Raw genomic sequence first — 23,068 nt, 5'->3', positions numbered from 1 at the left:
GTTTTTTGCCATCACATCCATTACTTGGCTGTGTTAAGAGCAGCCTGGCGGTCATTCCATGTCATAGGAGGCTGGCTAGCTGCTGTTTCGACCATGGTTATGGCGCCATCTACCGGACAAACAATGGCGCATAAGTTGCAGCCTACACAATCTTCTTCCCTCACTTTGAGATAGCTTCTGCCATCCTCTCCTGTTAGCATATCTATACACTGATGAGACGTGTCTTCACAGGCAATATGGCATTTATTGCAGTTAATGCATACGTCGGTATTAATTTGTGCCGCAATATTATAATTCAGATCAAGGTTCCCCCAGTCCGAATACCTCGGTACCGATTTTCCAATGATTTCAGTTAAAGAGGAAACCCCTTTTTGTTCTAGATAGTGATCCAATCCTTCTATCATATCTTCTATGATCCGAAATCCATGGTGCATGGCCGCCGTACAAATTTGGACACCTGTTGCGCCCATCAATATAAATTCGACCGCATCCTGCCAATTGGAAATTCCGCCAATGCCTGAGATTGGGACAGAAATCCGCGGGTTTCTAGCACATTCGGCCACCATATTTAATGCAATGGGCTTTACAGCCGGACCGCAGTAGCCGCCATGAGCACCTTTTCCAGCGACATGCGGAATCGTGTTCCAGGTGTCAAGATCAACCCCCATTAAGCTATTAATTGTATTAATCATACTGATTGCATCTGCCCCGCCGTTCACTGCCGCTTCGGCCGTAACGGTAATATCCGTGATATTCGGTGTCAGTTTAACAATCACAGGGGTTCTAGCCGCTTCTTTTACCCAATATGTCTGCTTTTCTACCAGTGAAGGAACCTGACCAGAAGCGGAACCCATCCCTCTTTCCGCCATTCCGTGCGGACAGCCAAAATTAAGCTCAAGGCCGTCTACACCCACATCTTCTACACGCTTGACGATTTCATGCCACTTTTCCTGTTTAGGCTCAACCATTAAAGAGGCAATAATGGCATGATTAGGAAAACGTTTTTTCGTTTCATAGATTTCTTTTAAATTCACTTCAAGGGGCCTGTCAGTAATGAGTTCAATGTTATTAAAGCCAGCTACCCTCTGACCATTAAAACTGACAGCAGCAAACCGGGAAGACACATTTAATATCGGATCGCCCAGTGTTTTCCAGACTGCTCCTCCCCAGCCGGCATCAAAGGCACGCTGCACTTGATAGCCAGAATTAGTCGGAGGTGCTGAGGCAAGCCAGAATGGGTTAGGAGATTTAATTCCTGCCAGGTTAATGCTTAAATCAGCCATTTCTTTCTTGTCCCCTTTCTACAAATCGTTCATGCTAGGATTGATTGCTGTCTAAGTTTGTGAGACTGCAATAGATCAAGCTGTTCCGGCAGCTGATGCCTGCTTATGAATAGCATATGCTGCAAGCTTTCCCTGTTGGGCAGCAGTGACGACCATAGCATCTCCTTTACCTTTTCCAAATACGATATCTCCGCAGGCGAATATGTTAGGATGTGAGGTTTGATACGTCTCTTTATCGGCTTTGACTACTCCATTTTCATGCTGCAGTCCTAATGCCTGAATTAAGGAGAGATGTCTTGTTTGTCCGATTGCTTTTACCACCGCATCGACGGGAAGGATAAATTCTGATCCTGTTACAGCAGCCGGACTTCTGCGGCCATCCCTGCCAGGTTCTCCAAGGGCCATTTTCAGGCATTCAATGCCAGTCACCCTCCCCTTTTCATCTCCGATAATGCGCTTAGGAGCCGTTAACCAGCGGAATTCAACACCATCCTGCTTGGCAAATTCATATTCAAAATCATAAGCAGTCATTTCATCGACGGATCTTCTGTAGAGGATTTTTACATTTTCGGCACCTAATCGGACTGAACAGGTAGCCCCGTCAATCGCTGTATTACCTGCACCTATAACAGCTACACGTTTCCCTGTAAAATCCCTCGTTAAGTCTCCGCTTTTTGTAGACTTAACGAATTCAATGGCATCAAAGACACCTTCCAGCTCTTCACCTTCAATGTGTAAATCAGGTACATGAGCCATGCCGGCTGCTAACACTATATAATCATAGGAATTCAGGAGATCTTCTGCTGATACATCCTTTCCAACCTTGGTATTGGTGAGGATTTGAACATTGAGTTTTTGGACTTGTTCTACTTCCCAGAACGAAATCGGCTGCGGGAGACGAAAAGAAACGATTCCATACGTATTTAAACCTCCAGCTTTCTCTGCTGCTTCATATATCGTGACTTGAAAGCCGAACCTGGCGAGTTCTCTTGCCGCTGATAATCCAGCCGGTCCGCTGCCTATGACAGCTGCGGTCTTTCCGTTCGGGCTGCCCGGCTTAAATAGGATTTGTTCATTGTTGATTGCCCAATCTGTAGCAAATCTCTGCAGCTTTCCTATTGGAATAGGGCTTGTCGAGTGGTTTAATACACAGGATCCTTCACAAAGCTCTTCTGTTGGACAAACCCGGGCACAGCTTGCTCCAACTGGGTTTGAAGACATAATGGTCTTTGCCGATCCAAGAAGATTACCTGAAGAAATTTTCTTGATAAAAGCCGGAATGTCTATTCCGGTAGGACATGCTTTTATACATGGGGCATCATAACAGTATAAACATCGGTTTGATTCTTCGAGAGCTTCTTGATTGGTAAAGCCTGGATCTGTCTCTTCAAAGTTTTTTTCTAGATGGGTGCTCGAAATGCGCTGTGTTTTAATAGTAACCACCGAGAATACCTCCTTAGCCAATGAATAAGAAAACAGATGGATGGGCCGCATTTCGGACCCTCACATATATTTCTTTTATTTCCTATGGCAATAAAGATGTCATTTCACCATAGGTTTCTGGACGGCGGTCACGATAAAATTGCCACGTATCCCTGACTTCCCTGATCAATTTTTTATTCATTTCACCAATGATCACTTCATCTTTGTCCCGGCTTGCAGACGCCACAAAATTTCCTTTTGGATCGACCAGATAGGACTGTCCATAAAATTCTCCCATTTTCCAGGGAGCTTCGTAGCCTACCCGGTTAATGGCTCCAAGGTAATAGCCATTCGCCACTGCGTGTGCAGGCTGCTCAAGCTTCCATAAATATTCAGATAAACCAGCTACCGTGGCAGAAGGATTAAATACGATTTCTGCACCATTTAATCCTAGTAATCTAGCACCTTCAGGAAAATGACGGTCATAGCAGATATAAACGCCAACCTTTGCAAAGGCTGTATCAAATACCGGGTATCCAAGATTGCCTGGCTTAAAGTAATATTTCTCCCAGAATCCATAGCCGTCTTTCCCTACGGCTACATGAGGGATATGCTGTTTTCGATATTTCCCTAAATAGGAACCATCCGCATCAATAACAGCTGCCGTGTTATAGTAAGTTGCAATGCCTTCTCTCTCATAAATGGGCAGTACAATGACGACTCCCAACTTACGAGCCAGTTCCTGAAACAGCCCTGTAGTCGGTCCATTCGGAATTTCTTCAGCGGAATCGTACCATTTCGTATTTTGTTCCGAACAAAAATAAGGACCATAAAAAATCTCCTGCAGACAAATAATCTGAGCTCCTCTTCCGGCGGCCTCTTCTACAAGCCCGATATGCTTCTCAATCGCTTTTTTCTTATGTACCTCCACAGGCTGATTGCCATCCACATCATGTGAAGCTTGAATTAAACCGATCTTTACAGAATCTGACACTCGCAAAACCCCCTTGCAAAAATATAAAACTTTTAAAACTGCCTTATTAACACTGTATGTACGAACTTCGTTATTTATTTTCAAAATTAGGCTTGTTTATGATTTAAAGCATAAAAAAAAGCGTACTCTACGTTTGAGTACGCTCTGACTTTCTGCTTAACCGCCCGTAAGCTGGATATATTCTTCTATATTTCTTCTGATCTGGTTTATAGAATGCTGCCAAAAATGCGGGCTGTGTTAAATCGATACCAAGATGCTTCTGTGACAATGCTTCAACGGTATACAATCCTGTATCTCTTAACAATTGGATATATTTATTTTCAAAATCATTTCCATTCCTTTGGTATTCTTCGAAAAGCCCATAACTGAACAAAAAGCCAAACGTATAAGAAAAATTATAAAAAGGTTCAGTCAGATAGTATAAATGAGGAGTGAGAATCCAGAAATAGTCTTGATAATATTCAAGACTATTAGTAAGAACCTCCTTCTGCTTTTTAACAACTAACTCTGTTAATTGCTTTGCCGTTAAGAATTCACCCTGTTTTTTCCTCTCATATAATTCCAGCTCGAAATTGAAGTGAAATTGCACATACAATAGGTACAAAACATCTGCGTGAATTTGTTCTTCTAAGTACTGAATTTTTTCGTCTTTGGATAAAGTCTGGTTAGAGTTCGTAAGTATCAATTCAGAAAATGTTGACGCTGTTTCTGCAAGTGTCATCGGATATTTCTGAAGAAAGGAAGGCTGATCAAATAAAACGGTTGTATGAAAAGCATGCCCAAGCTCATGAGCAAGAACAGATACATCCTTCAGAGTTCCATTAAAATTCAAGGATACTCTCGTTTCTTTACTAACTGGAAATCCAGCGGCAAAGTTCCCTAAATGCTTGTTGGGCCTAATTTCAAAATCAATCCACCCGCTCTTGTATACCCTTTCAACAAATCCAGAAAACTCCGGAAAATCTACCTTCGTTTTACTTATTATCATAGAGACTGCCTCTTCTGGTGTATAACTTTGCTGATCATTATTTGAACCGTTTGATACAAAAACATCAAAATAGCTAAGCTGATTTATTTCTAGCAGCTTTCTTTTTTGTTCAAAAAAAAGGCTGGAAGATATGGTTATTTGACTTAATGGCATTCCACATGGTGTCCAAAGTGTCTTTTGAAATGCGGTTTAACCTTAATGGCTCTTTAAGTACAGATTCCCAGCCTTTGTATTTATATGTCTTCATCCTGAAACCAGAAAAATGGTTCAAAATAGCCGCAAATAAATCTTCGTTTTCACGCAGTACTCCAGATCTGGCTTCATGAACTTTGTTCCTCACTTTTCGGTCGCTGACAGAATTATATTTAGACAGTTCACCAAGCGTAAGGAGCTGTTTAGTCTCTCCATCTGTAAAAGGAAAACTTAGATTGCTAATCGTTTGGTGATATAAATCTGACCAAGCTTTAAAACCGTCTACGGAAAAGTCTTCAATCACTTCTGCAATATTCTCTGAAACCGATTCTATATCACGCTTTCTCATCTCTTCTAAATAAAAAATGATAGGACTGGCATCTATTTCTTTTTTTATGGCATTCCAATTCTCATCGGTGCTACCCTTCACATGTTTTTGAAAAACAGTGTGCAGTAAATCCAGCTTTTGCTTAACTTCGTGTGCCCGTGCTTCAAGCTTTACTGCCGCTGCATCCTTTCTATTTTCAGAAACCGCACAATAAGCCAGCTCGCTAAGCTGTTCTACCCTTTTTATTAGATTTTCCATGGTCCTTATAAAATCCAGCACTGTTTCAGAATTTTGATTTAATTTGTTCGTCTTATAATCGTGAAGATGTTCTGTCAGCTCTGATTCTAAATGTTCTACAAACTCTTCTAACGGCTCTTCCTCGTTATGCAGCAACGATTCGAGGTTCCATCTATGTAACATTGTGTGGTTTTTTACCATATCCTTTTGCTCCTTACGGTTTATACAAAAACTAGTAAGTATTCAAGCTCATTTTATACAATATTCTCATTTTTTCAAAGACTTTTTAGAAAGCGGTGCTCCAATGAATAGGTTTGCAAGGAATGACCATCCTACAAAGATAGAACCTTTAATGAACCTGTTCGGCTCCTAGTCATCTATCCAATTAAATTCATTTAGGAGGAACTCATTTGATCAAACCCATGATTGTGCTGTTAACTTCTGCAGCCATACTGCTTTCGCCTTTTAATCAAGCGTCTGCGTATAAAGGAACAGAAATAAACTATGAATCCAGGGAAGAGATTCCATCTCGTTTTAAATGGAAGCTTCATGAAATTTACCCAACCAAAAGCGCATGGGCAGCTGATGTGAAGAAAGCTGAAGCCTTAGCTGTCCAGTTTAAAGAAACATATCAGGGCAGTCTCGGTCAATCAGCCTCACAGATAAAGAAGGCAATGGATGCTTATACTAAATTATTACGCATAGAAGAAAAGGCTTATGTTTATATCAATTTAGAGTTGAGCACCAATGAATCCAATCATGATTTGCAGGCCCTCTCTAATCGTGCCGATACCATGGCTGCAGCCATAGCAGAGAAGACTGCCTGGTTCAGCCCCGAATTAGGTAAAATACCAGGGTCTCAAATGGAAAAATATCTAAATGAGCCAGACTTGCAACTATATAAAAATTTTCTTGCGGATATCATCCGGACCAAGCCTCATACCTTATCTAAAGAACAAGAAGAATTATTAGCAAAGATCTCTCCCTTAAGCGGAACAGCAGCAAATGTCTATACCATGCTGTCGAAAGATGTGAGATTCCCTAAAATTAAAGATGAGAAAGGCAAAGAGGTTCAGCTGACACGAGTGAATTATAGTACATATATGGAAAGTAAAAACCGCAAAGTACGAAAAGCGGCTTACGAGGCTTATTACCGCACGCTTACAAAGTTCCAGGACTCCTTTGCGGCTGTAATGAGCGCTCAGGTTAAATCCCATAATATCAGTGCAGATGTGAGAAAGTATAAGTCGTCAGTAGAAGCCGCTCTTACACCCAACGAAATACCGGCTGCTGTGTATGACCAGCTGATCAGCTCCGTACATAAAGGACTTCCACAAATGCACCGCTATATGGAATTAAAGAAAAAAATGCTGAGAGTCAATGACCTTCATATGTATGATATGTACACACCTATTGTTGACAGTAATAACAAGTATATTCCTTTTGAAGAAGCCAAGAAAATGGTAATAGAAGGTTTAAAGCCTCTCGGTAAGGAGTACGAGACTCTATTAAATAAATCATTCAGCCATAACTGGGTTGATGTGTATTCTACCGAAGATAAGCGTACCGGAGCGTTTCAATGGGGAGCCTATGACACTCATCCATACGTTCTGCTGAATTATCAGGGGACAAAAAATGATGTATCCACGTTGGCACATGAATTAGGTCATGCTATGCATTCTTATTATTCTAAAAAAGCACAGCCATATATCAATTCAGGCAATGCCACTTTTACAGCAGAAGTAGCTTCTACGCTGAACGAAAATCTTCTCTGGGAGAGTGAATACAAAAAAGCGAAAACGAAAAAAGAGAAAGTGTTTTTATTAAATCAAAGACTCGAAGACTTCCGTACAACTCTTTTCCGGCAGGCTCAGTTTGCAGAATTCGAAAGATCTATTCATGAATTGGAAGCAAAAGGCGGATCTCTTAATGCAGAATCCTTGAAAAAGATATATGGAGATATAAATAAGAAGTACTATGGCAGCCTGGTAGCTGCCGATAATGAAATACCTATGGAATGGGCCCGTATTCCACATCTCTACGACTATAATTTTTATGTGTATCAGTATGCTACCAGCTTTGCTGCGTCTTCTGCTCTAGCCAAACAAGTGCTGGATGAGGGGCAGCCTGCCGTTAAACGCCTGAAAGAAAAGTTTTTGATGGCTGGGGGTTCTTCTGACCCAATCAGTATCTTAAAAGATGCGGGCGTTGACATGTCAACGTCAAAACCGATTGAACAATCGCTGCAGGTTTTCAGTGAAACATTGGATGAACTAGAAAAGTTACTGAACGAATAGCAAAAAGCCTGGCATGAGAAGATATGCCAGGCTATTCTACTGTTTACTTAATCTAATGGAGCAGCCTTAAATCCCATTCAGCCTGAATTTAAGTGCTGGCTGGAACTTAAGTATTTGAGTAGAGCGGATTACACGCCCGGGAACCAGCCCGGAGTATTGACAATTGCCTGCCAGAGCGGGTCTGGTACTACAAGATCCTGCTGTTTGTCTTTATGAATCTTTGTAACGATTTCATCTTCTTTTCCCTGCTCAACCTTTTGCACCCAATCTGGATCGATAATCAGTTCGCGTCCTAATGCTAATAGAGGTACTCCAGTTTCAAAGGCTTTCAACGCATCATCGGCAGTAAGGATAGAGCCTACACCAATAATAGGTACTTTGCCGCCAGCCCGCTCTTGTACGATTTCAAGCCTGGAGCGTGCGTCTTCGACTCCTCTCCTAGGAACAGATGTGAAATCCTGCAATGAAATATGAAGATAATCTAAGCCCTGCTCGGAAAGAACATCCACTAATTTCAGTGTATCCGCCATCGTGATACCTGGAGTCTCCGGTTCCTCCGGTGAGAATCGATAGCCTACAATAAATGGTTCGTTTGCTGTGGCTGCTGCTTTTTTCACTTCTTCAACCACTGCAAGCGGGAAAGAAAGGCGATTTTCCAGACTGCCTCCCCAGCGGTCCTCGCGCCGGTTTGAATGCGGAGAGAAAAACTGCTGAATGAGATAGCCATTAGCACCATGTATTTCTACACCGTCAAATCCTGCTTCAATGGCACGGCGGGTGGTATCTCCAAAGAACTTTATGATATCTTCTATCTCCTGATCTGTTAATTCACGCGGAACTGGCTGTCCTTCCCCTTCCGCAGCTATGGCACTGGCACTCACAATCTCTCCATTTGGCACCAGTTCAGGCGGGCACATACGTCCGCCATGAAAGATCTGAAGAACGGCTTTGGCTCCCTGGGCTTTAATCGCTTGTGCTAGCTGTCTTAAGCTTGGTATCATTTCATCATGATCTGCACCAAATTCGCCACGGAAGCCTTTACCGTTTGCCGTTACATATGTACAAGCGGTAATAACCATACTCACTCCCCCTGAGCGGCGGACATAATAATTTACTTCCTGATCTGTAACAGTTCCATCTTCATTGGAAGAAAAATTAGTCATGGGAGCCATCACTATACGATTTTTCAACTCCACTCCATTCGGTAAGGAAAATGTTTTAAACAAGGGCTCATATTTTGTATTCATCATGTATTCCTCCAGTTGTCATTGTTAAATACGCTTAACAATATTGTCCAATTTCTAGTTTTTCAATTACACGCGGAACAAGGTGATAGCCATATCTGTTCAGTCAAATATATATTCAACAGCTTTTCCCTTTAATAAATCATTGTAAACCGGTACATATATAAATTGTGTCAATGCACTTGCTGCAAGGACTTTTCCTAGTTTGCCGTTTATTTAAAAGGCAATTCCTGCGGCAAAAAAATATCTTTCAGTAAGAAGTTGTAGAGTACCAATAGACGCTGATAGGATTTTGTCCTTCATTCCTTTATGAAGGACTTTTCTCCAACTCACTTACTAAACTTTGTCCTTCAGTTCCATTATGAAGGACATTTCTAGATTTTGTCCTTCATTTCCTATGAAAGACTTACCTCTAGATTCCTTATGCATTTTCATGTCTCTAACAACTGATTTTAGTGAACGGAACCGCTTGTTATCTATACCGTTCCTCTTTAAAAGGGTTAGCACTCATCGAGTACCCTAATTCTTCCCAAAACCCTGCTTCATCCTGCTTCATAAAACGGATACCTGTTACCCATTTTGTTCCTTTCCATAAATAAAAAGAAGCGGGAGGGATAAAACGCAAAGGATATCCATGCTTTGGAGTTATATCCTGCCAATCATGGTTCTTATCTTTCCAGCGGTACACAAATAGGGCATCATCCCCGAGTAACGGCTCGAGCGGTAAATTAGCTGAATAACCATACGGATCGCCGTTATAGTGCCCATACACTTTAATATGAGTTACTCCCTCTTTTAAACTGACCAGATTCAGCAGTTCCCGCAGTGCAATTCCTTCAAAAGTCGTGCCAAATTTAGACCATGTAGTTACACAATGCATATCTATTGCCGATATGGTTTTAGGCAGACTTAACATATCGGAATACGTTAATACCGCTTCCTTTTCTACATTGCCAAACAGTCTGAATTGCCAGGTATCTTCATTAAAAGAATAGATGTCTCCCTGGTGAAGGATTGGCCAGTTGTTCGTTTCAAACTGTCCGGGTGGAAGTTGATTTTTCATGGCTCTCACTGCCTTTCTCAATTTCTCATACTGCCCGTCCGCTTTTCTTTTTTGCCGATATAACATATTTTTGTACCGATTAATATAAGCTAATCATCACACGATAAACTTTTTAGTGTCTCCCTTTATAATAAACGTGTAAAACAAAACATTTTGATACCTAATTCTCTGCTGTTAAAATGTATTTTGTAAGAAAGCTTCTTACATAGTTGGATCACTTACAGAAAGAAGATGAAATAGATGTCAAACACACCTTCTATAGATCAAAATAAAAAGCTTCAGGACATTAAATTTTCAGTGCTTGATCTGGCGCCGATTGTCGCTGGCGGGACTGCAGCTGATTCTTTTAAGAATTCGCTTAGTCTTGCACAGCATGCTGAAAAATGGGGTTTTAACCGCTATTGGCTTGCTGAGCATCATAATATGCCAGGGATAGCAAGTTCTGCAACCTCTGTCGTAATCGGCCATGTTGCCGCAGGTACCCAGTCTATCCGTGTAGGATCTGGCGGGATAATGCTTCCGAACCATGCACCGCTCATGATAGCCGAACAATTCGGAACGCTTGAATCTCTATTTCCGGGCCGTATCGATTTAGGATTAGGACGGGCACCAGGAACCGATCAGCTGACAGCGCACGCTCTTCGCCGTGACCGCAGGAGCGATGGCCAGGATTTCCCTGAACAGTTGGAGGAACTCCGAAATTATTTTAAAACATCAGAGGCTGTCGGCGGCAGACATGTTCATGCCATTCCGGGGGAAGGGCTGAATATTCCTATCTGGCTGCTGGGTTCAAGCGGTTTTAGTGCGCAGCTTGCCGGCCGGCTGGGACTTCCGTTTGCATTTGCGAGCCATTTTTCACCGGACAATACACTGCCAGCTTTAGATTTATACCGCAGAAGCTTTACTCCTTCCGAAGTACTTGATAAGCCATATGCAATGGTTGGTGTAAATGTAATTGCCGCTGATACAGAAAAAGAAGCACGGCGTCTTGCAACTTCCATGCAGCAGCAGTTTTTAAACCTCATTCGTAATAATCCTGTTCCCCTTCAGCCTCCTGTTGAAAGCATGGATGACCTTTGGAGTCCTTATGAGGAAGCTGCCCTAGAGCAGCAGCTCGGCTCTTCTATCATTGGAGACCAAGCTGCCGTTACAGAAAAACTGCAGGACTTTTTAGACTTGACCCAAGCCGATGAAATGATGGTTAACGCACAAATTTTTGACCATCAAGCACGCTTACGATCCTTCCAAATAGTAGCAGAAGCTGTGTCTATGAAAAAATAAGAAGTTCAAAAAGAGCCTGGCATGTTTGCCGGCTCTTATTTGTTATTGTTTAATGCCAATTAACCGGTTCCCATGATCCCTGACGTTTCCGTATGTAAATGATCTGTCCTATATGATGCGCTGTATGCAGGTTCATGGAAGAAATGGTCTTCCACCATGGTCTTTCTGGAGCAGGAGGTGTAAGAAGCATTTCCTCATCACACTCCATGACTGCTTCTTTCCAAGCTCTAAACACCTGTTCTAATCGAGCAGCTGCGTTCTCCCACTGTTCTTCGTTTAAGAGAGAAGAATCTTTTTCTTTAAAGAAAGTGGAATCATTGCTGAATTCTTCTTTACTTACTGGAAGTCCAATAAATTGATGCAAAAAGCGTTCATTCCAAAAAATCAGGTGATTCACAACATCCCATATCGAATTATCACACTCTTCTTCCCTCCATCCTGCCTGCTTTGCTGTCAGCCCTTTTAACGAGTTATTCATTCCAGAGAACATTTCTATTTTGGAATGGCAAACTTCCATTTCATTGAGAAGGATATCTTTAATCCCTGCCATTTTTTCACCTCTTTTTATAGTACTAATGATCATTGTAAAGAAGGAGAATACTATTGGAAATAAATACCCTTATCAGGCTATCGCAAAACTAAAAAAACGGGTTATTAATGACCCTAAAGCCCTAATAACCCGTATCATTTATATATTATGCTTTTGCAGCTTGTATTTGCAGAGAAATATTAATTTGGTCTCCAACAAGTACTCCGCCCGTTTCTAATGCTGCATTCCAGGTAAGACCAAAGTCGCTGCGTTTAATTTTGCCTTCCACGCTAAAACCTGCTTTTTCATTGCCCCAAGGGTCTTTTCCCTGGCCTTCAAATGTCACAGTAAACGTCTCAGGACGTGTAACTCCGTGAACTGTAAGGACACCAGCAACCGAATATTCATTTTCACTGGTTTTAGTAATTTCATTTGATTTAAATGTGATAGATGGATAGTTTTCAGTATCAAAGAAATCAGCTGAACGAAGATGAACATCACGGTCATCGTTGCGAGTATCTATGCTGGCAGCATCAATTGTGAATTCAATGTCTGCAGAAGTAAGATCAGCTGGATCAGCTTCAATGACTGCATCAAACTTATTAAATGAACCATTCACTTTTGCAAACATCATATGCTTTACTGAAAAATCTACACTGCTGTGTGTTGGGTCTAAAGCCCATTTTGTTTTTGTCATTTTTAAAATCCCCCAAATAGTATGATTTAATTTATTTTTAATTAAAGATAAATTAATATGAGATAATTATAAAATGGCTGGCATGTATTGTCAATTGAATATTATTATTATTTTGAAAATGACCCATACAATCTCCTGCCCTTTTACGAAAAACGGCTTATCAGTCCATGCTGGTGTAATACTCTGGACAAACAACCCCCCTTCAAGATAAAGGGGGGTTTGGCCGTTCTTTTTTTATAAATCCTGAATAGCATTGCTAAGATTGCTATATATTCTGACTCCTCGCAGAAAAACACCATGTTCAATAAAAGATAAACTTAATTCTTTCCGTATTCCGGTGACCATGACATCAACACCTAGCAGATTTAAACAATCTATTAGTTTTGAAAGTGTAGCTATTACTAGTGAATTGATTGAATAAATTCCTGAAACATCCAAAATTAAGTTTTCATAGCGCTTACTTGTGCAGGCATGCAGAGTTTCCTGAAGGAGTACTTCTGATCTAACATCGGTTATTTCTCCAATTAATGGCAAAATAGCTACATTAGAAGAGATAGGTACTAATGGAACTGAAACTTTTAAATAAAGATTTTCTTTTTCTTTAAGTTCCTTTTCCGTATGTTTGGTAAAGGCATTGGTGAATCCATAAATCGTTAACGTGATAATGGCATCAACTTCCGATAAAATGTCATTCATTTCTACGTATGAAATCTTTTGACTTTCCCCTTGTTTAAGAAGGAAAGACCAGATCACTTTTTTATATAAATTACTAGATTTAATAGTTCCTCCAAGTTCACCACCATTATTTATAGAAAGTTCTCCTACTTTTTCCCCCCAGGCGGGCGCTTCCTCCTGCACACAATCATCTACCAGGCCCCTGGCTATTATTTCTATTAATTGAATATATAAGTGTACCGTTCCTGCCTTAATTTCATCTTCTGTAAAACGGCCTCTGTATAGTGAAAATAGTTCATCAAACATAGCATCTGCTAATTCTTCCGAATGTTTCAGAATCAATTCGCTGAAGGTCTGTTTCAAATTACGTAATGTCATGTAAGTCTCTCCTAGTAAATAATCGTATATTACAAGATTCGCACAATATTCAATAAGTGTAAATACATTGAATTTTATCTTTCAGAAACTAAATGCCTTGACTTACCGGCAAAGAAAAGAATTTGTTTACATATAAGAACTTTCTTTTTTCGTCATATTGTTTAAAACCCTGCAGATTTTTACCCATATTTGGAGAATCACCACTAGTTTTCAAAGCTTTTGTCACATGGCAGGAAAAAGGGATTCGTGTTGAAGAATATAGAGACATAACCAAAAAACACACGGTCATTTGATAAACCCTTCGGAAAGGACGAGATTATAGATGAATAAAAGTCAGGTTTTAAAAGCATATTCAATAAAAGATGTTTCAAAAAAAATTAGTGTTCCTACAGGCACCATTAGACAATGGGAAAAGGATTTGAACGGGCTGCTCGTTATCCCTCGATCCAGGCAGGGAGCACGATTTTATACAGAAACCGAAATCTCCATTTTAGCTAAGATTAAGGAAATGAGAGAGAAAAATCTCAGCAAGGGCATGATCCGAATGCTGCTGGAAAAGCATTTCAACGAAGGTTCCGAAGCTGCTTCTGAATCTTTCGGAGCACCTGCCACAGTGGAACAATCCCTTATCAAACAAGAACAAGCCGTGGCACCGCAGCCGGTACCCAATATGGAAGAATTCCAGGCTGCCCTTGAAACATATAAGCAAAATCTAATAAAAGAAATTAAATTAGAAATTAAAAAGAATCAGATGGAAATTATTGAAGAAGTTAAAAACGGAATTCACGAAGGAACGATCCGTACCGTTCAGGGCCTTTCTAAGTCTATCCAGAGATCAAATGAAAAGAGAAAATCGGATTTAAATGAAATTACACAAAGCATTTCTGAGGCAGCCAGACTAAATTCTGATACCTTTGCAAGCTTATCCGATACTATTGCGAAAACTTCAAAAGGCACTTATGAACAGCTTTCGCAGCAAATCTCTGAATCTTCCAAAACCGCAACAAAAGATTACAAGAGCATGCTTTACAGCGCGTCAAGCAGCCTTGATCAAGCGCAAAAAGACATGATAAGAATGACAAAAACTCTTCAGGAAGATCAAGAAAACTTTGTAGAAACCATCACTCAAAATTTCGAACAATTGGGACGGACAATCCAGCAGCGGGAAGATGTTTTTCAAGATATGGTAACTAGTTACCGAGAAGTCGCAGCAGCCAAAAAGACAAAGAAATGGTGGAAAGTGTTTTAACAGAATATCAACAAACAAGCTGGAGATCTCCCTCCAGCTTGTTTGTTCAATAATATGGGAATCTGTTCTAAGGATGATTTAACAGCTAGATCATTAGACTTCCCTATTCATCATCAGTAAAGCCGTTTTTAATGTTTTTACCGTAAAAAATTTCATCCATTTCTCTTACCAATCTTCTTGTTATAGTTGTTTGTTCCTCTTTTGAGAGCTTTTCCTTCGTATAGCCAAACAAATAGTTGTCTAAATCAAAATCCTTCAGCTTGCACTTCGTGTGAAAAATATTTTCCTGGTATACATTCACATCAATCATGTGATACATGCTCTGAACATTTACAGGAATATAATTTTGAATCGAATCTATTTCATGGTCTATAAATAATTTATGTCCTGTTATATCCCTTGTAAATCCCCTCACACGATAGTCAATCGTCATAATATCGGTATCAAATGAATGTATTAAATAGTTTAATGCTTTAAGTGGTGAAATTTCTCCACACGTTGAAACATCTATATCAGCTCTAAATGTACTGATCCCTTCATCAGGATGAAATTCTGGATACGTATGAACAGTAATATGACTTTTATCAAGCTGAAGAACAACATTATCAGGAAGAGGCCCTGGGGATTCTTCATACGATTCATTCGGAACTTCCACAACCGGACCTTCTGAAACTAGAACCGTCACACTCGCCCCTTGAGGAACATAATCCTGTTTTGCAATATTCAACACATGTGCCCCAATAATATCGGCCACAGTGGTTAAAATCTTAGTCAACCGGTCTGCATTATACTGCTCATCAATATACTCTAGATACGCTTCGCGTTCTTCTCTAGTTTTCGTATAGCAAATATCATACATATTAAAACTTAAAGATTTAGTTAAATTATTAAAGCCATGTAGTTCAATTCTCTGCTCTGGTGTAAGTGACATCAGTCATTTCCCCTTGTTTAAAATTTTTTTATGTTCTGTATGTTAATGACTTAATTCCCAAATACATTTCCATGGTAATATTTACTGTTAAACCGGGAATTATACTTCCTTGTCCATATAAGGTATTAATACCCTTTAAATTGATTAGGAAAACAGCATTGTGATAACTACGACATCTATGGAGTTAGCGAATATGGAACATCTGGATGTAATTGAGCGGTACGCTGTTTCGAACAGTATGAATTACATAGAGATCCTTTGATTTTTGGGGGATGGATCGTGTGTGTTCAATAAATATTCTAGTGAGCAAAAAGTATATTAAATTCGCATGGTTCCGGATTGCCCGGAACTTTCACAATCTGCTCGCAAAGTGAAATGTTTGCTCGCAAATTCCTTTTTTGCTTGCAGCTAACTGATTATGGTCCCATGGTTCCGGATTACTCGGAACTTTCACCCTCTGCTCGCAAGATGAAATTCATTGCTCTCAAACTCCTTTTTTGCTCGCAGCCCATTGATTATGATTGCATGGTTCCGGATTACTCGGGACTTTCACAATCTGCTCGCAAGATGAAAATTCATTGCTCTCAAACTCCTTTTTTGCTCGCAGCCCATTGATTATGATTGCATGGTTTCGGATTGCTCGGAACTTTCACAATCTGCTCGGAAGATGAAATTTAATTGCTCTCAAATTCTTTTTTTTGCTCGCATCCCCTTTATTTCTGCTCACATAACCCTCTGGAGACTTCCGATCATGAGTACTAGTAGATACACTCTACCAGCTGAAAAATTGAATTAGGAAAGAAAATACTATTAGTTAGCCATAAGTGATCTAAAAAGCGATTTTTATATTTAGACAAATATCATAAAGCGTCTTCTCGATCTTTTTTTATGGAGCCCTCTCCACTTACAAGGGTTATTATGTTTTTATGGGTAAAAATGGAATTTCATGGGGATTCCAGTTTTTTATGGGGATTTGGATACTCGACACTACTTGTATAACTCCATTTACCTTGTCCTTCCATCCAAGGATCCCCCATCTTCTGCCACTGCAAAAAAATCTTAGTCAGAATGTTATTAAGTCCATGTGAATGGGCTTTTTTATATGGCCCGCAATTCATTCCCATTGTGCTGCACTCTGATGGAGGTTATAGGGTTGAATCCAACAACAACCAAGAACCACACTTTATTACCTCTTGTAAAAAAATCAAGATAAATAAAAAAGGCAGCTTATTAGCTGCCTTACTTGGTTAAGCCCACCATATAGCAGATGGCTGTTCTTTGATTAATACAGATTGCAGATTTTGAACGGCTCGTGCAAAGCCTTCTTCAATGGACATGATTGGGTCTTCGTGTTCGATACTTACTACGTAATCATAGCCGAAGGTACGAAGGGCGCTCATCATATCGGACCATTCCTGGATGCTGTGGCCGCAGCCTACTGAGCGGAAGGACCAGGCTCTTGTCTGCACATTGCCATATGGCTGCATGTCTGTCAGGCCATACATATTGACATTGTCCTGGTCGATATATGTATCTTTGGCATGGAAATGGTGGATGGCATTTTCTTTGCCAAGGATTTTAATGGCAGCAACAGGGTCAATTCCCTGCCACCAGAGATGGCTTGGATCCAGGTTTGCACCGATGGCCGGGCTCGTTAGTTCTCGCAGCTTCAATAGGGTGTATGGAGTATGTACAAGGAACCCTCCATGCAGTTCAAGCCCGATTTTCACGTTTTTCTTTTCAGCGTATGTTCCCCATTCTTTCCAATAGGGAACTAGTTTTTCTTCCCACTGCCACTGAAGGACATCCCCAAATTCGTTAGGCCATGGAGCTACCGGCCAGTTGGGATATTTGGCACCTTCGTGGTCACCTGCTGTACCTGAGAAACAATTGACAACTGGTACTTCCATTAATTCTGCCAGCTGAACTGTTTTTACAAATGTTTCATGAGAGGTTTTGGCAAACTCTTTATCAGGAGAAAGCGGATTGCCATGGCAGCTAAATGCGCTGATGGTTAGTCCTCTATCCTCGACTGCTTTTTTGTATGTTATCCGTTTTTCTTCATTTTCAAGAAGTTCATCAAGCGGACAATGACTGTTCCCCGGATAATTTCCGGTTCCGATTTCGACGGCGTCAAGTCCGGCTGCTTTCACATAATCTAGCATTTCTTCAAAGGTCTTTTCAGAAAACAATACCGTAAATACTCCAAGTTTCATACTGTCAGTTCACCCTTTCTTTTTCTGATTGAATAGATACCGCTTGACCTGATTCACTGCTTTCGTAAATCGCCTCAATGATTTGAGTCACCTGCAAAGCCTCTTCAGGCTTGACGATTTGTTCGGCTCGTCCCAGACACGCATCAATAAAGTTTTGTGCCTGCGGGAGGCTTGGATCCTCCTCACCAGGAAGCCAGGCAGCTTCGCTGTTAAACAGCATTCCGTGTTTAGCATAATTCAAGCTGAAAGGAAATACCTCTAAGCCGCCCATATCGCCTGAAATGCTTACTTCTTCAATAACATCTTCCTTGATGTTATTGGACCAGGATGTTTCGAGTAATAGAGAGGTACCGTTTTCGAACTTAATATAACCAGTAACATGGTCATCTACGTTAAATGTATCGTGGTTAAATGTGCCCCATTGATTGACCTGACCTGGAACTTTGCTTAGAGCGTTATACGTAGTTCCGGTCACTTCTGTTGGAGCTGGGTTGCCAATCAGCCATAGTGAAAGATCCAGAAGATGGCAGCCATAATCGATTAAGCTTCCGCCGCCCTGGAGGTCTTTATTAGTGAACACTCCCCAGCCCGGCACTTTCCGGCGCCTTAATGCCTTTACCCTGACAACAAGCGGATTGCCAATGTCGCCGGCTTCCACTGCCTTTTTGGCTGCAATCGACTCTTTCATAAACCGGTAATGAAAACCGATGGATAGGACTTTGCCTGATGATTTTGATGCCTGTATCATGGCTTCGCTTTCCTGCGAAGTTAATGCCATTGGTTTTTCACATAAAACATGTACTCCTGCCTGTAACGCGGCAATAGCAATTTCAGAGTGAAACTTATTAGGCGTACAAATCACGACAGCATCGACTTCGGCAAAAAGTTCCTGATGAGAATTCATTATTTTTGGAATGTTAAACCGGCCGGCTGCAGCAGCTGCGGCTGCTTGATTTACGTCATACACCGCTTCGATAATTACCTGTTCGTTCAATTTTAACAATGTTGGTATATGCCTCGATTGCGCTATACCGCCGGCACCAATAATACCTATTCTAAGCTCTGTCATCGTCATCACCTGTCTTTAGATCAGTTGTTTTTCTTTTAAACTTACAATCTGCTTAGTTTCTGTAGATTCAAGTGCCGCTAAGATGATTCCGAGAGATCTCTTGCCTTCTTCTCCACTAACTGGAACTACGGTGTTATGAATTATACTATCGACAAAATGATTTATAACCTGTGAGCTGCTTTGCCCGCCTTCTTCGTTAGACTGGATTCTGCCAAGCTCATATTTTACTGTTTCTCCATCAATATACTGAACAATCAGGGAGTGCTCCGGATTATCTTCCAGACGGAGAACTGCTTTTTCACCATATATAATAGTAGAGTTGTCTTCTTTTCCATACGACCAGCTGGCTGCAAGTGTTCCAATGATTCCGCTTTCTGATTTTAAAATACAGACTGCATTATCATCAACCGTACTGTTGGCCTTTGAACTGTTCTCTACGAATGCAGCCACTTCTACAATTTCTTCTCCAAGCAGATATCTGATAAGATCAGATTTGTGAACGCCGAGATCTCCCATTGCACCAATGAATGCTTCTTCTTTTTTGAAGAACCAGCTTTCTTTGCCATCTACGCTCCAGCCTTCTGGTCCTGGATGGCCAAAAGCTGTTCTAAAGCTATAAATCCGGCCTGCGGCTCCGCTCTCAATCAAATGACGTGCTTTAACATGAGAAGGAACAAAGCGCTGATTGTGTCCGATCATTAATTTTTTTCCATTTTGTTGTGCAGCTTCTATCATTGCCTCTGCTTCTTCTTTTGAGGTTGCCATTGGTTTCTCGCATAACACATGCTTACTTGCATTTAAAGCCGCAATAGAAACTGGAGCATGCAGGTAATTTGGTGTGCAAACAGAAATGGCATCGATTGCAGGATCCGCTAATAGATCTTCGTATTTGGTGTAAGCTTTTGCTCCATATTTTGCGGCCATTTCTTCCGCACGATCTGCTGCAATGTCACAAACTCCAATTATTTCTACATTTTTATTAGCTTCATACTCAGGTAAATGGCGGTGCCTTGCGATACTTCCACAGCCCACAACCCCTATTTTTATTGTTGTCATGCTTATTTCCTCCTTTGCTTAATTAGCTGAAATTAATTCAAGTGGTTTTGCGTTTCCGTACACAGGTCTTTTGCGGTCTACCGGAGCAGCCCATTTTACCGCATTTTTGATTACTTTCTGCACATCTTGGTTATGATACGTCGGGTATGTTTCGTGTCCCGGACGGAAATAAAAGATTTTGCCGCTGCCCCGCTTAAAGGTGCAGCCGCTGCGGAATACTTCTCCGCCTTCAAACCAGCTGACAAAAACTAATTCATCAGGTGTCGGGATATCAAAATGCTCACCGTACATTTCTTCTTTTTCCAGTTCGATGTACTCGCCAAGCCCCTCAGCTATTGGATGGCTTGGGTCAACAACCCAGATTCGTTCCTTTTCATCGGCTTCCCGCCACTTTAAATCACATGAAGTTCCCATCAGCTTTTTGAAAATTTTGGAGAAATGGCCTGAGTGGAGAACAATTAATCCCATCCCATCCAGTACTCTCTGAGTGACTCTTTCAACGATTTCTTCTTCTACCTGATCATGGGCGATATGTCCCCACCAAAGAAGCACGTCTGTATTTTCAAGAACTTCGGCGGTTAAACCCTGCTCTTCCTCGTCAAGTGTTGCCGTTTTGATGTTATAGTCTTCATGTTGTAAGAAAGAAGCGATTGCTCCATGAATTCCCTCGGGGTAGACTTCTCTTACTTTTTCATTTTTCTTTTCATGCTGATTTTCATTCCAGACCGTTACATTAATCATAATCCTCTAATCTCCTTTTCTATTCTTTTACGGATCCAGACGTTAATCCAGAAACGATCCTTCTTTGGAAAACAAGCACCATGATTACAAGAGGCACGGTAACGACCACTGTTGCTGCTGCTATTTCCCCCCATGGAATGGTAAACTGGCCCTGGAACATGGCAATTCCAATTGGTACGGTTTTGTACTTTTCTTCTGTATTAATCGTAAGGGCGAACAAAAACTCGTTCCATGCTGCGATAAAGACAAGAATAGCAGTGGTAAACATTCCAGGAACAGCAAGCGGCATAATGACCTTCCAATATGTCTGCATTAAGGTTGCCCCATCGATTTTTGCTGCTTCTTCCAGATCCGATGGGATCTTGCGGAAAAAAGTTACCAAAAGCCAAATAGAGAGTGGCAGTGTAAAGGTAGTATATGGAATAATCAACCCAAGATATGAGTTTGTTAGTCCCAGATTCTTCAAGAAAATATAAATAGGCGAAATCGTTGCAATCTGCGGGAACATCGTAACAGAAAGAACAAGGCCTAATATGACTGTTTTCCCTCTGAAATTAAGCCTGGCTATTGCATAGGCTGCAAATGAAGCAACAAGCACAGTATAAACGGTGGTTATGGTTGACACAACTGCACTGTTCCACAGATACCTTAAAAATGGATAATCAACAAATACTGAAATATAGCTTTTTAATGTCGGATCACTTGTATATGGTGTAAATGCTTTATCTCCAAATAACTCAGTTAGAGGCTTGACGGAGCTGATCAGCATCCACAGAAACGGGAACATGATGAAAAATACAAAGACTACTAGAAAAATATAAAAAAGGGGGCCGGCTTTTTTCTTCATTTTCTCACTCCTAAAGCGTATTGGTCATAAGCACAATATGGCAGTGTCTGCGTTACCTGGCGCGGTTATTACCAGGGTTGCGTTAAATTACCTAATTGCCCCTTCCATCATTCAAAAGATCTTTTCCTAAAAACTTAATGTACAGCATGGAAATGATTGCTACACAGAGAAACACTATAACGGCTAAAGCAGATCCTTCCCCAAAGTTCGTTTGTGAGAACATAACCTTATAAGCAAGAATGGAGATTGTTTCGGTCGAATTCGCAGGACCGCCTCCGGTTAGAACATAGATTAAATCGAATACCCTGAAAGCATCGAGTGTTCGGAATAGCAAAGCCACTAGAATACTAGATTTCAAAAGCGGCAGTGTAATGGTTGTAAACTGCTTCCATTTCCCTGCTCCATCAATCGCTGAGGCTTCATACAGGGAGGAAGGTATGGTCTGCAGACCGGCAAGGATCAGCAGGGACATGTATGGAGTGGTCTTCCAGACATCTGTGAAAATGACGGCAAACATGGCTCCAGTGTCGGTAACTAAGAGATTACTCATTTTATCAACAAGGCCTACATCCTCGAAGATTTTCGCAATAATACCGTTTTGCCCATCATATAAAAACTTCCACATCAGCGCTGAAACGGCGGTTGGGATCGCCCATGGAATCAGAATGCTTGCACGGATTAATCCTCTTCCAAAGAATGCTTTATTGATTAACAAAGCGATAGCAAGTCCAAGGATCAGCTCAACAGCAACAGATATAACCGTAAAGGTCATCGTATTTCCAAGCGCTTTCCACATACGGGTTTCGCTTAGATTATCCTTATAATGTTTAAGTCCTATAAAATTAGGCTTAATAATCGAATCTTTCAGTCCTGCTGCCAGACCAATTACTTTATCCTCTTGGGAAAGCTTTGTTTCTTTTGTGACTTTCTTTAGGGAAGCTAATACAGAATCTGTTGTTTTTAGATAATCCTCGGCTATGTCCCGTTCCACTTCAACCATGCGGATGTCTGCTCCGGGCTGTTCAAAGTTCATCAGCTTATCATTAACAGCGCTGTATTTAGTCTTTACATCAGCATCTTTTTGGAGCTTTTCATCAATTGTTTTAAGCTGAGTTTTAACATTTTCCAGTTCTTTAGCCGCATTCCCTTCTCTGACCTCGTTATCAATCGCGCTTACTAGAAAAGGATAGTTGTTAAGATATCTTTCCAGATCGACATTATAGCTCAGATGGACCTCAGATTTCGTAGGGTTATTTAAGCGTAAATCAAAAAGACTGAAGTAAAAGGACTGTAAAACTGGCCAAACTGCAACTAAAAAAATAAGGATCATAGCTGGAGCAATAAGAAGATA

Annotated in this window: 20 protein-coding genes; 3 read left to right on the top strand and 17 right to left on the bottom strand. The window is 40.9% G+C overall.

The features are described from left to right. Positions 1-20: 20 nt before the first annotated feature. The 5 genes from preA to JOC77_RS03275 all read right to left on the bottom strand — a co-directional run bounded on the left by preA (position 21) and on the right by JOC77_RS03275 (position 5,645). Positions 21-1,283: an NAD-dependent dihydropyrimidine dehydrogenase subunit PreA gene (gene preA / locus JOC77_RS03295; RefSeq protein ID WP_204538540.1), complete on the bottom strand. Its 1,263-nt coding sequence runs from the start codon at positions 1,281-1,283 to the stop codon at positions 21-23. Positions 1,284-1,358: 75 nt separating this feature from the next. After that, positions 1,359-2,702, bottom strand: coding sequence for an NAD(P)-dependent oxidoreductase (locus JOC77_RS03290; protein ID WP_377337118.1), 1,344 nt, complete (start codon positions 2,700-2,702; stop codon positions 1,359-1,361). Between the two features lie 106 nt (positions 2,703-2,808). Beyond that, positions 2,809-3,699 (bottom strand): nitrilase-related carbon-nitrogen hydrolase, encoded by an 891-nt coding sequence (locus JOC77_RS03285; protein WP_204538535.1) that lies wholly within the window; start codon positions 3,697-3,699, stop codon positions 2,809-2,811. A gap of 127 nt (positions 3,700-3,826) precedes the next feature. Beyond that, on the bottom strand, positions 3,827-4,687 hold the full coding sequence (locus JOC77_RS03280; protein ID WP_204538532.1) for a M3 family metallopeptidase: 861 nt from the start codon (positions 4,685-4,687) through the stop codon (positions 3,827-3,829). 109 nt (positions 4,688-4,796) lie between these two features. Next, a complete protein-coding gene (locus tag JOC77_RS03275; protein WP_204538529.1) occupies positions 4,797-5,645 on the bottom strand; it encodes a gluzincin family metallopeptidase in 849 nt (282 codons plus the stop codon). 209 nt (positions 5,646-5,854) lie between these two features. Between JOC77_RS03275 and pepF the strand changes: the two genes are divergently transcribed. Then, positions 5,855-7,741, top strand: a complete 1,887-nt coding sequence (gene pepF / locus JOC77_RS03270; RefSeq protein WP_239558565.1) for an oligoendopeptidase F — start codon at positions 5,855-5,857, stop codon at positions 7,739-7,741. Between the two features lie 128 nt (positions 7,742-7,869). On the opposite strand, the gene JOC77_RS03265 is transcribed toward pepF, so the two are convergent. Together JOC77_RS03265 and JOC77_RS03260 are read right to left on the bottom strand one after the other, a co-directional pair. Continuing rightward, entirely contained in the window at positions 7,870-8,991 is a 1,122-nt protein-coding gene (locus JOC77_RS03265) for an NADH-dependent flavin oxidoreductase (protein WP_204538526.1), read from the bottom strand. Between the two features lie 466 nt (positions 8,992-9,457). Continuing rightward, complete coding sequence (locus JOC77_RS03260) at positions 9,458-10,048, bottom strand: molybdopterin-dependent oxidoreductase (RefSeq protein WP_204538523.1); 591 nt, start codon at positions 10,046-10,048, stop codon at positions 9,458-9,460. A gap of 240 nt (positions 10,049-10,288) precedes the next feature. Here JOC77_RS03260 and JOC77_RS03255 point away from each other — a divergent pair, with 240 nt between their 5' ends. Beyond that, positions 10,289-11,329: an LLM class flavin-dependent oxidoreductase gene (locus JOC77_RS03255; RefSeq protein WP_204538520.1), complete on the top strand. Its 1,041-nt coding sequence runs from the start codon at positions 10,289-10,291 to the stop codon at positions 11,327-11,329. Between the two features lie 49 nt (positions 11,330-11,378). Here the strand turns inward: JOC77_RS03255 and JOC77_RS03250 are convergent, their stop codons facing one another. The 3 genes from JOC77_RS03250 to JOC77_RS03240 all read right to left on the bottom strand — a co-directional run bounded on the left by JOC77_RS03250 (position 11,379) and on the right by JOC77_RS03240 (position 13,608). Further along, entirely contained in the window at positions 11,379-11,879 is a 501-nt protein-coding gene (locus tag JOC77_RS03250; protein WP_204538518.1) for a DinB family protein, read from the bottom strand. Positions 11,880-12,024: 145 nt separating this feature from the next. Continuing rightward, entirely contained in the window at positions 12,025-12,555 is a 531-nt protein-coding gene (locus JOC77_RS03245; protein ID WP_204538515.1) for a YceI family protein, read from the bottom strand. 234 nt (positions 12,556-12,789) lie between these two features. Beyond that, entirely contained in the window at positions 12,790-13,608 is an 819-nt protein-coding gene (locus tag JOC77_RS03240; protein WP_204538512.1) for an STAS domain-containing protein, read from the bottom strand. A gap of 322 nt (positions 13,609-13,930) precedes the next feature. Between JOC77_RS03240 and JOC77_RS03235 the strand changes: the two genes are divergently transcribed. Beyond that, complete coding sequence (locus JOC77_RS03235) at positions 13,931-14,857, top strand: MerR family transcriptional regulator (protein WP_204538509.1); 927 nt, start codon at positions 13,931-13,933, stop codon at positions 14,855-14,857. A 103-nt stretch (positions 14,858-14,960) separates the two neighbouring features. On the opposite strand, the gene speD is transcribed toward JOC77_RS03235, so the two are convergent. The 7 genes from speD to JOC77_RS03200 form a co-directional block, all read right to left on the bottom strand. Further along, a complete protein-coding gene (gene speD, locus JOC77_RS03230; RefSeq protein ID WP_204538506.1) occupies positions 14,961-15,788 on the bottom strand; it encodes an adenosylmethionine decarboxylase in 828 nt (275 codons plus the stop codon). Positions 15,789-17,035: 1,247 nt separating this feature from the next. Next, positions 17,036-18,004 carry a sugar phosphate isomerase/epimerase family protein gene (locus tag JOC77_RS03225; RefSeq protein ID WP_204538504.1) on the bottom strand — a complete coding sequence of 323 codons (969 nt, stop codon included), beginning with the start codon at positions 18,002-18,004 and terminating at the stop codon, positions 17,036-17,038. Between the two features lie 4 nt (positions 18,005-18,008). Next, positions 18,009-19,073, bottom strand: coding sequence for a Gfo/Idh/MocA family protein (locus JOC77_RS03220; RefSeq protein ID WP_204538501.1), 1,065 nt, complete (start codon positions 19,071-19,073; stop codon positions 18,009-18,011). A gap of 15 nt (positions 19,074-19,088) precedes the next feature. Beyond that, complete coding sequence (locus JOC77_RS03215) at positions 19,089-20,129, bottom strand: Gfo/Idh/MocA family protein (RefSeq protein WP_204538498.1); 1,041 nt, start codon at positions 20,127-20,129, stop codon at positions 19,089-19,091. 18 nt (positions 20,130-20,147) lie between these two features. Further along, positions 20,148-20,870 carry a ThuA domain-containing protein gene (locus JOC77_RS03210; protein WP_204538495.1) on the bottom strand — a complete coding sequence of 241 codons (723 nt, stop codon included), beginning with the start codon at positions 20,868-20,870 and terminating at the stop codon, positions 20,148-20,150. 19 nt (positions 20,871-20,889) lie between these two features. Continuing rightward, positions 20,890-21,717, bottom strand: a complete 828-nt coding sequence (locus tag JOC77_RS03205) for a carbohydrate ABC transporter permease (RefSeq protein ID WP_204538492.1) — start codon at positions 21,715-21,717, stop codon at positions 20,890-20,892. Between the two features lie 91 nt (positions 21,718-21,808). Continuing rightward, on the bottom strand, positions 21,809-23,047 hold the full coding sequence (locus tag JOC77_RS03200) for a carbohydrate ABC transporter permease (RefSeq protein WP_204539172.1): 1,239 nt from the start codon (positions 23,045-23,047) through the stop codon (positions 21,809-21,811). Positions 23,048-23,068: the final 21 nt, after the last annotated feature.

Source organism: Peribacillus deserti (genome assembly GCF_016909175.1).
Taxonomy (GTDB): domain Bacteria; phylum Bacillota; class Bacilli; order Bacillales; family DSM-1321; genus Paraperibacillus; species Paraperibacillus deserti.
This window is presented reverse-complemented; position numbering and strand designations above follow the sequence as displayed.

Coding starts and splice junctions, on each gene's coding strand:
- JOC77_RS03275 (WP_204538529.1), bottom strand. CDS start 5,645: ATGGTAAAAAACCACACAATGTTACATAGATGGAACCTCGAATCGTTG.
- JOC77_RS03280 (WP_204538532.1), bottom strand. CDS start 4,687: ATGATAATAAGTAAAACGAAGGTAGATTTTCCGGAGTTTTCTGGATTT.
- JOC77_RS03210 (WP_204538495.1), bottom strand. CDS start 20,870: ATGATTAATGTAACGGTCTGGAATGAAAATCAGCATGAAAAGAAAAAT.
- speD (WP_204538506.1), bottom strand. CDS start 15,788: ATGTCACTTACACCAGAGCAGAGAATTGAACTACATGGCTTTAATAAT.
- JOC77_RS03240 (WP_204538512.1), bottom strand. CDS start 13,608: ATGACATTACGTAATTTGAAACAGACCTTCAGCGAATTGATTCTGAAA.
- JOC77_RS03215 (WP_204538498.1), bottom strand. CDS start 20,129: ATGACAACAATAAAAATAGGGGTTGTGGGCTGTGGAAGTATCGCAAGG.
- JOC77_RS03265 (WP_204538526.1), bottom strand. CDS start 8,991: ATGATGAATACAAAATATGAGCCCTTGTTTAAAACATTTTCCTTACCG.
- JOC77_RS03205 (WP_204538492.1), bottom strand. CDS start 21,717: ATGAAGAAAAAAGCCGGCCCCCTTTTTTATATTTTTCTAGTAGTCTTT.
- JOC77_RS03235 (WP_204538509.1), top strand. CDS start 13,931: ATGAATAAAAGTCAGGTTTTAAAAGCATATTCAATAAAAGATGTTTCA.
- JOC77_RS03220 (WP_204538501.1), bottom strand. CDS start 19,073: ATGACAGAGCTTAGAATAGGTATTATTGGTGCCGGCGGTATAGCGCAA.
- JOC77_RS03225 (WP_204538504.1), bottom strand. CDS start 18,004: ATGAAACTTGGAGTATTTACGGTATTGTTTTCTGAAAAGACCTTTGAA.
- JOC77_RS03245 (WP_204538515.1), bottom strand. CDS start 12,555: ATGACAAAAACAAAATGGGCTTTAGACCCAACACACAGCAGTGTAGAT.
- JOC77_RS03200 (WP_204539172.1), bottom strand. CDS start 23,047: ATGATCCTTATTTTTTTAGTTGCAGTTTGGCCAGTTTTACAGTCCTTT.
- JOC77_RS03260 (WP_204538523.1), bottom strand. CDS start 10,048: ATGAAAAATCAACTTCCACCCGGACAGTTTGAAACGAACAACTGGCCA.
- JOC77_RS03255 (WP_204538520.1), top strand. CDS start 10,289: ATGTCAAACACACCTTCTATAGATCAAAATAAAAAGCTTCAGGACATT.
- JOC77_RS03250 (WP_204538518.1), bottom strand. CDS start 11,879: ATGGCAGGGATTAAAGATATCCTTCTCAATGAAATGGAAGTTTGCCAT.
- preA (WP_204538540.1), bottom strand. CDS start 1,283: ATGGCTGATTTAAGCATTAACCTGGCAGGAATTAAATCTCCTAACCCA.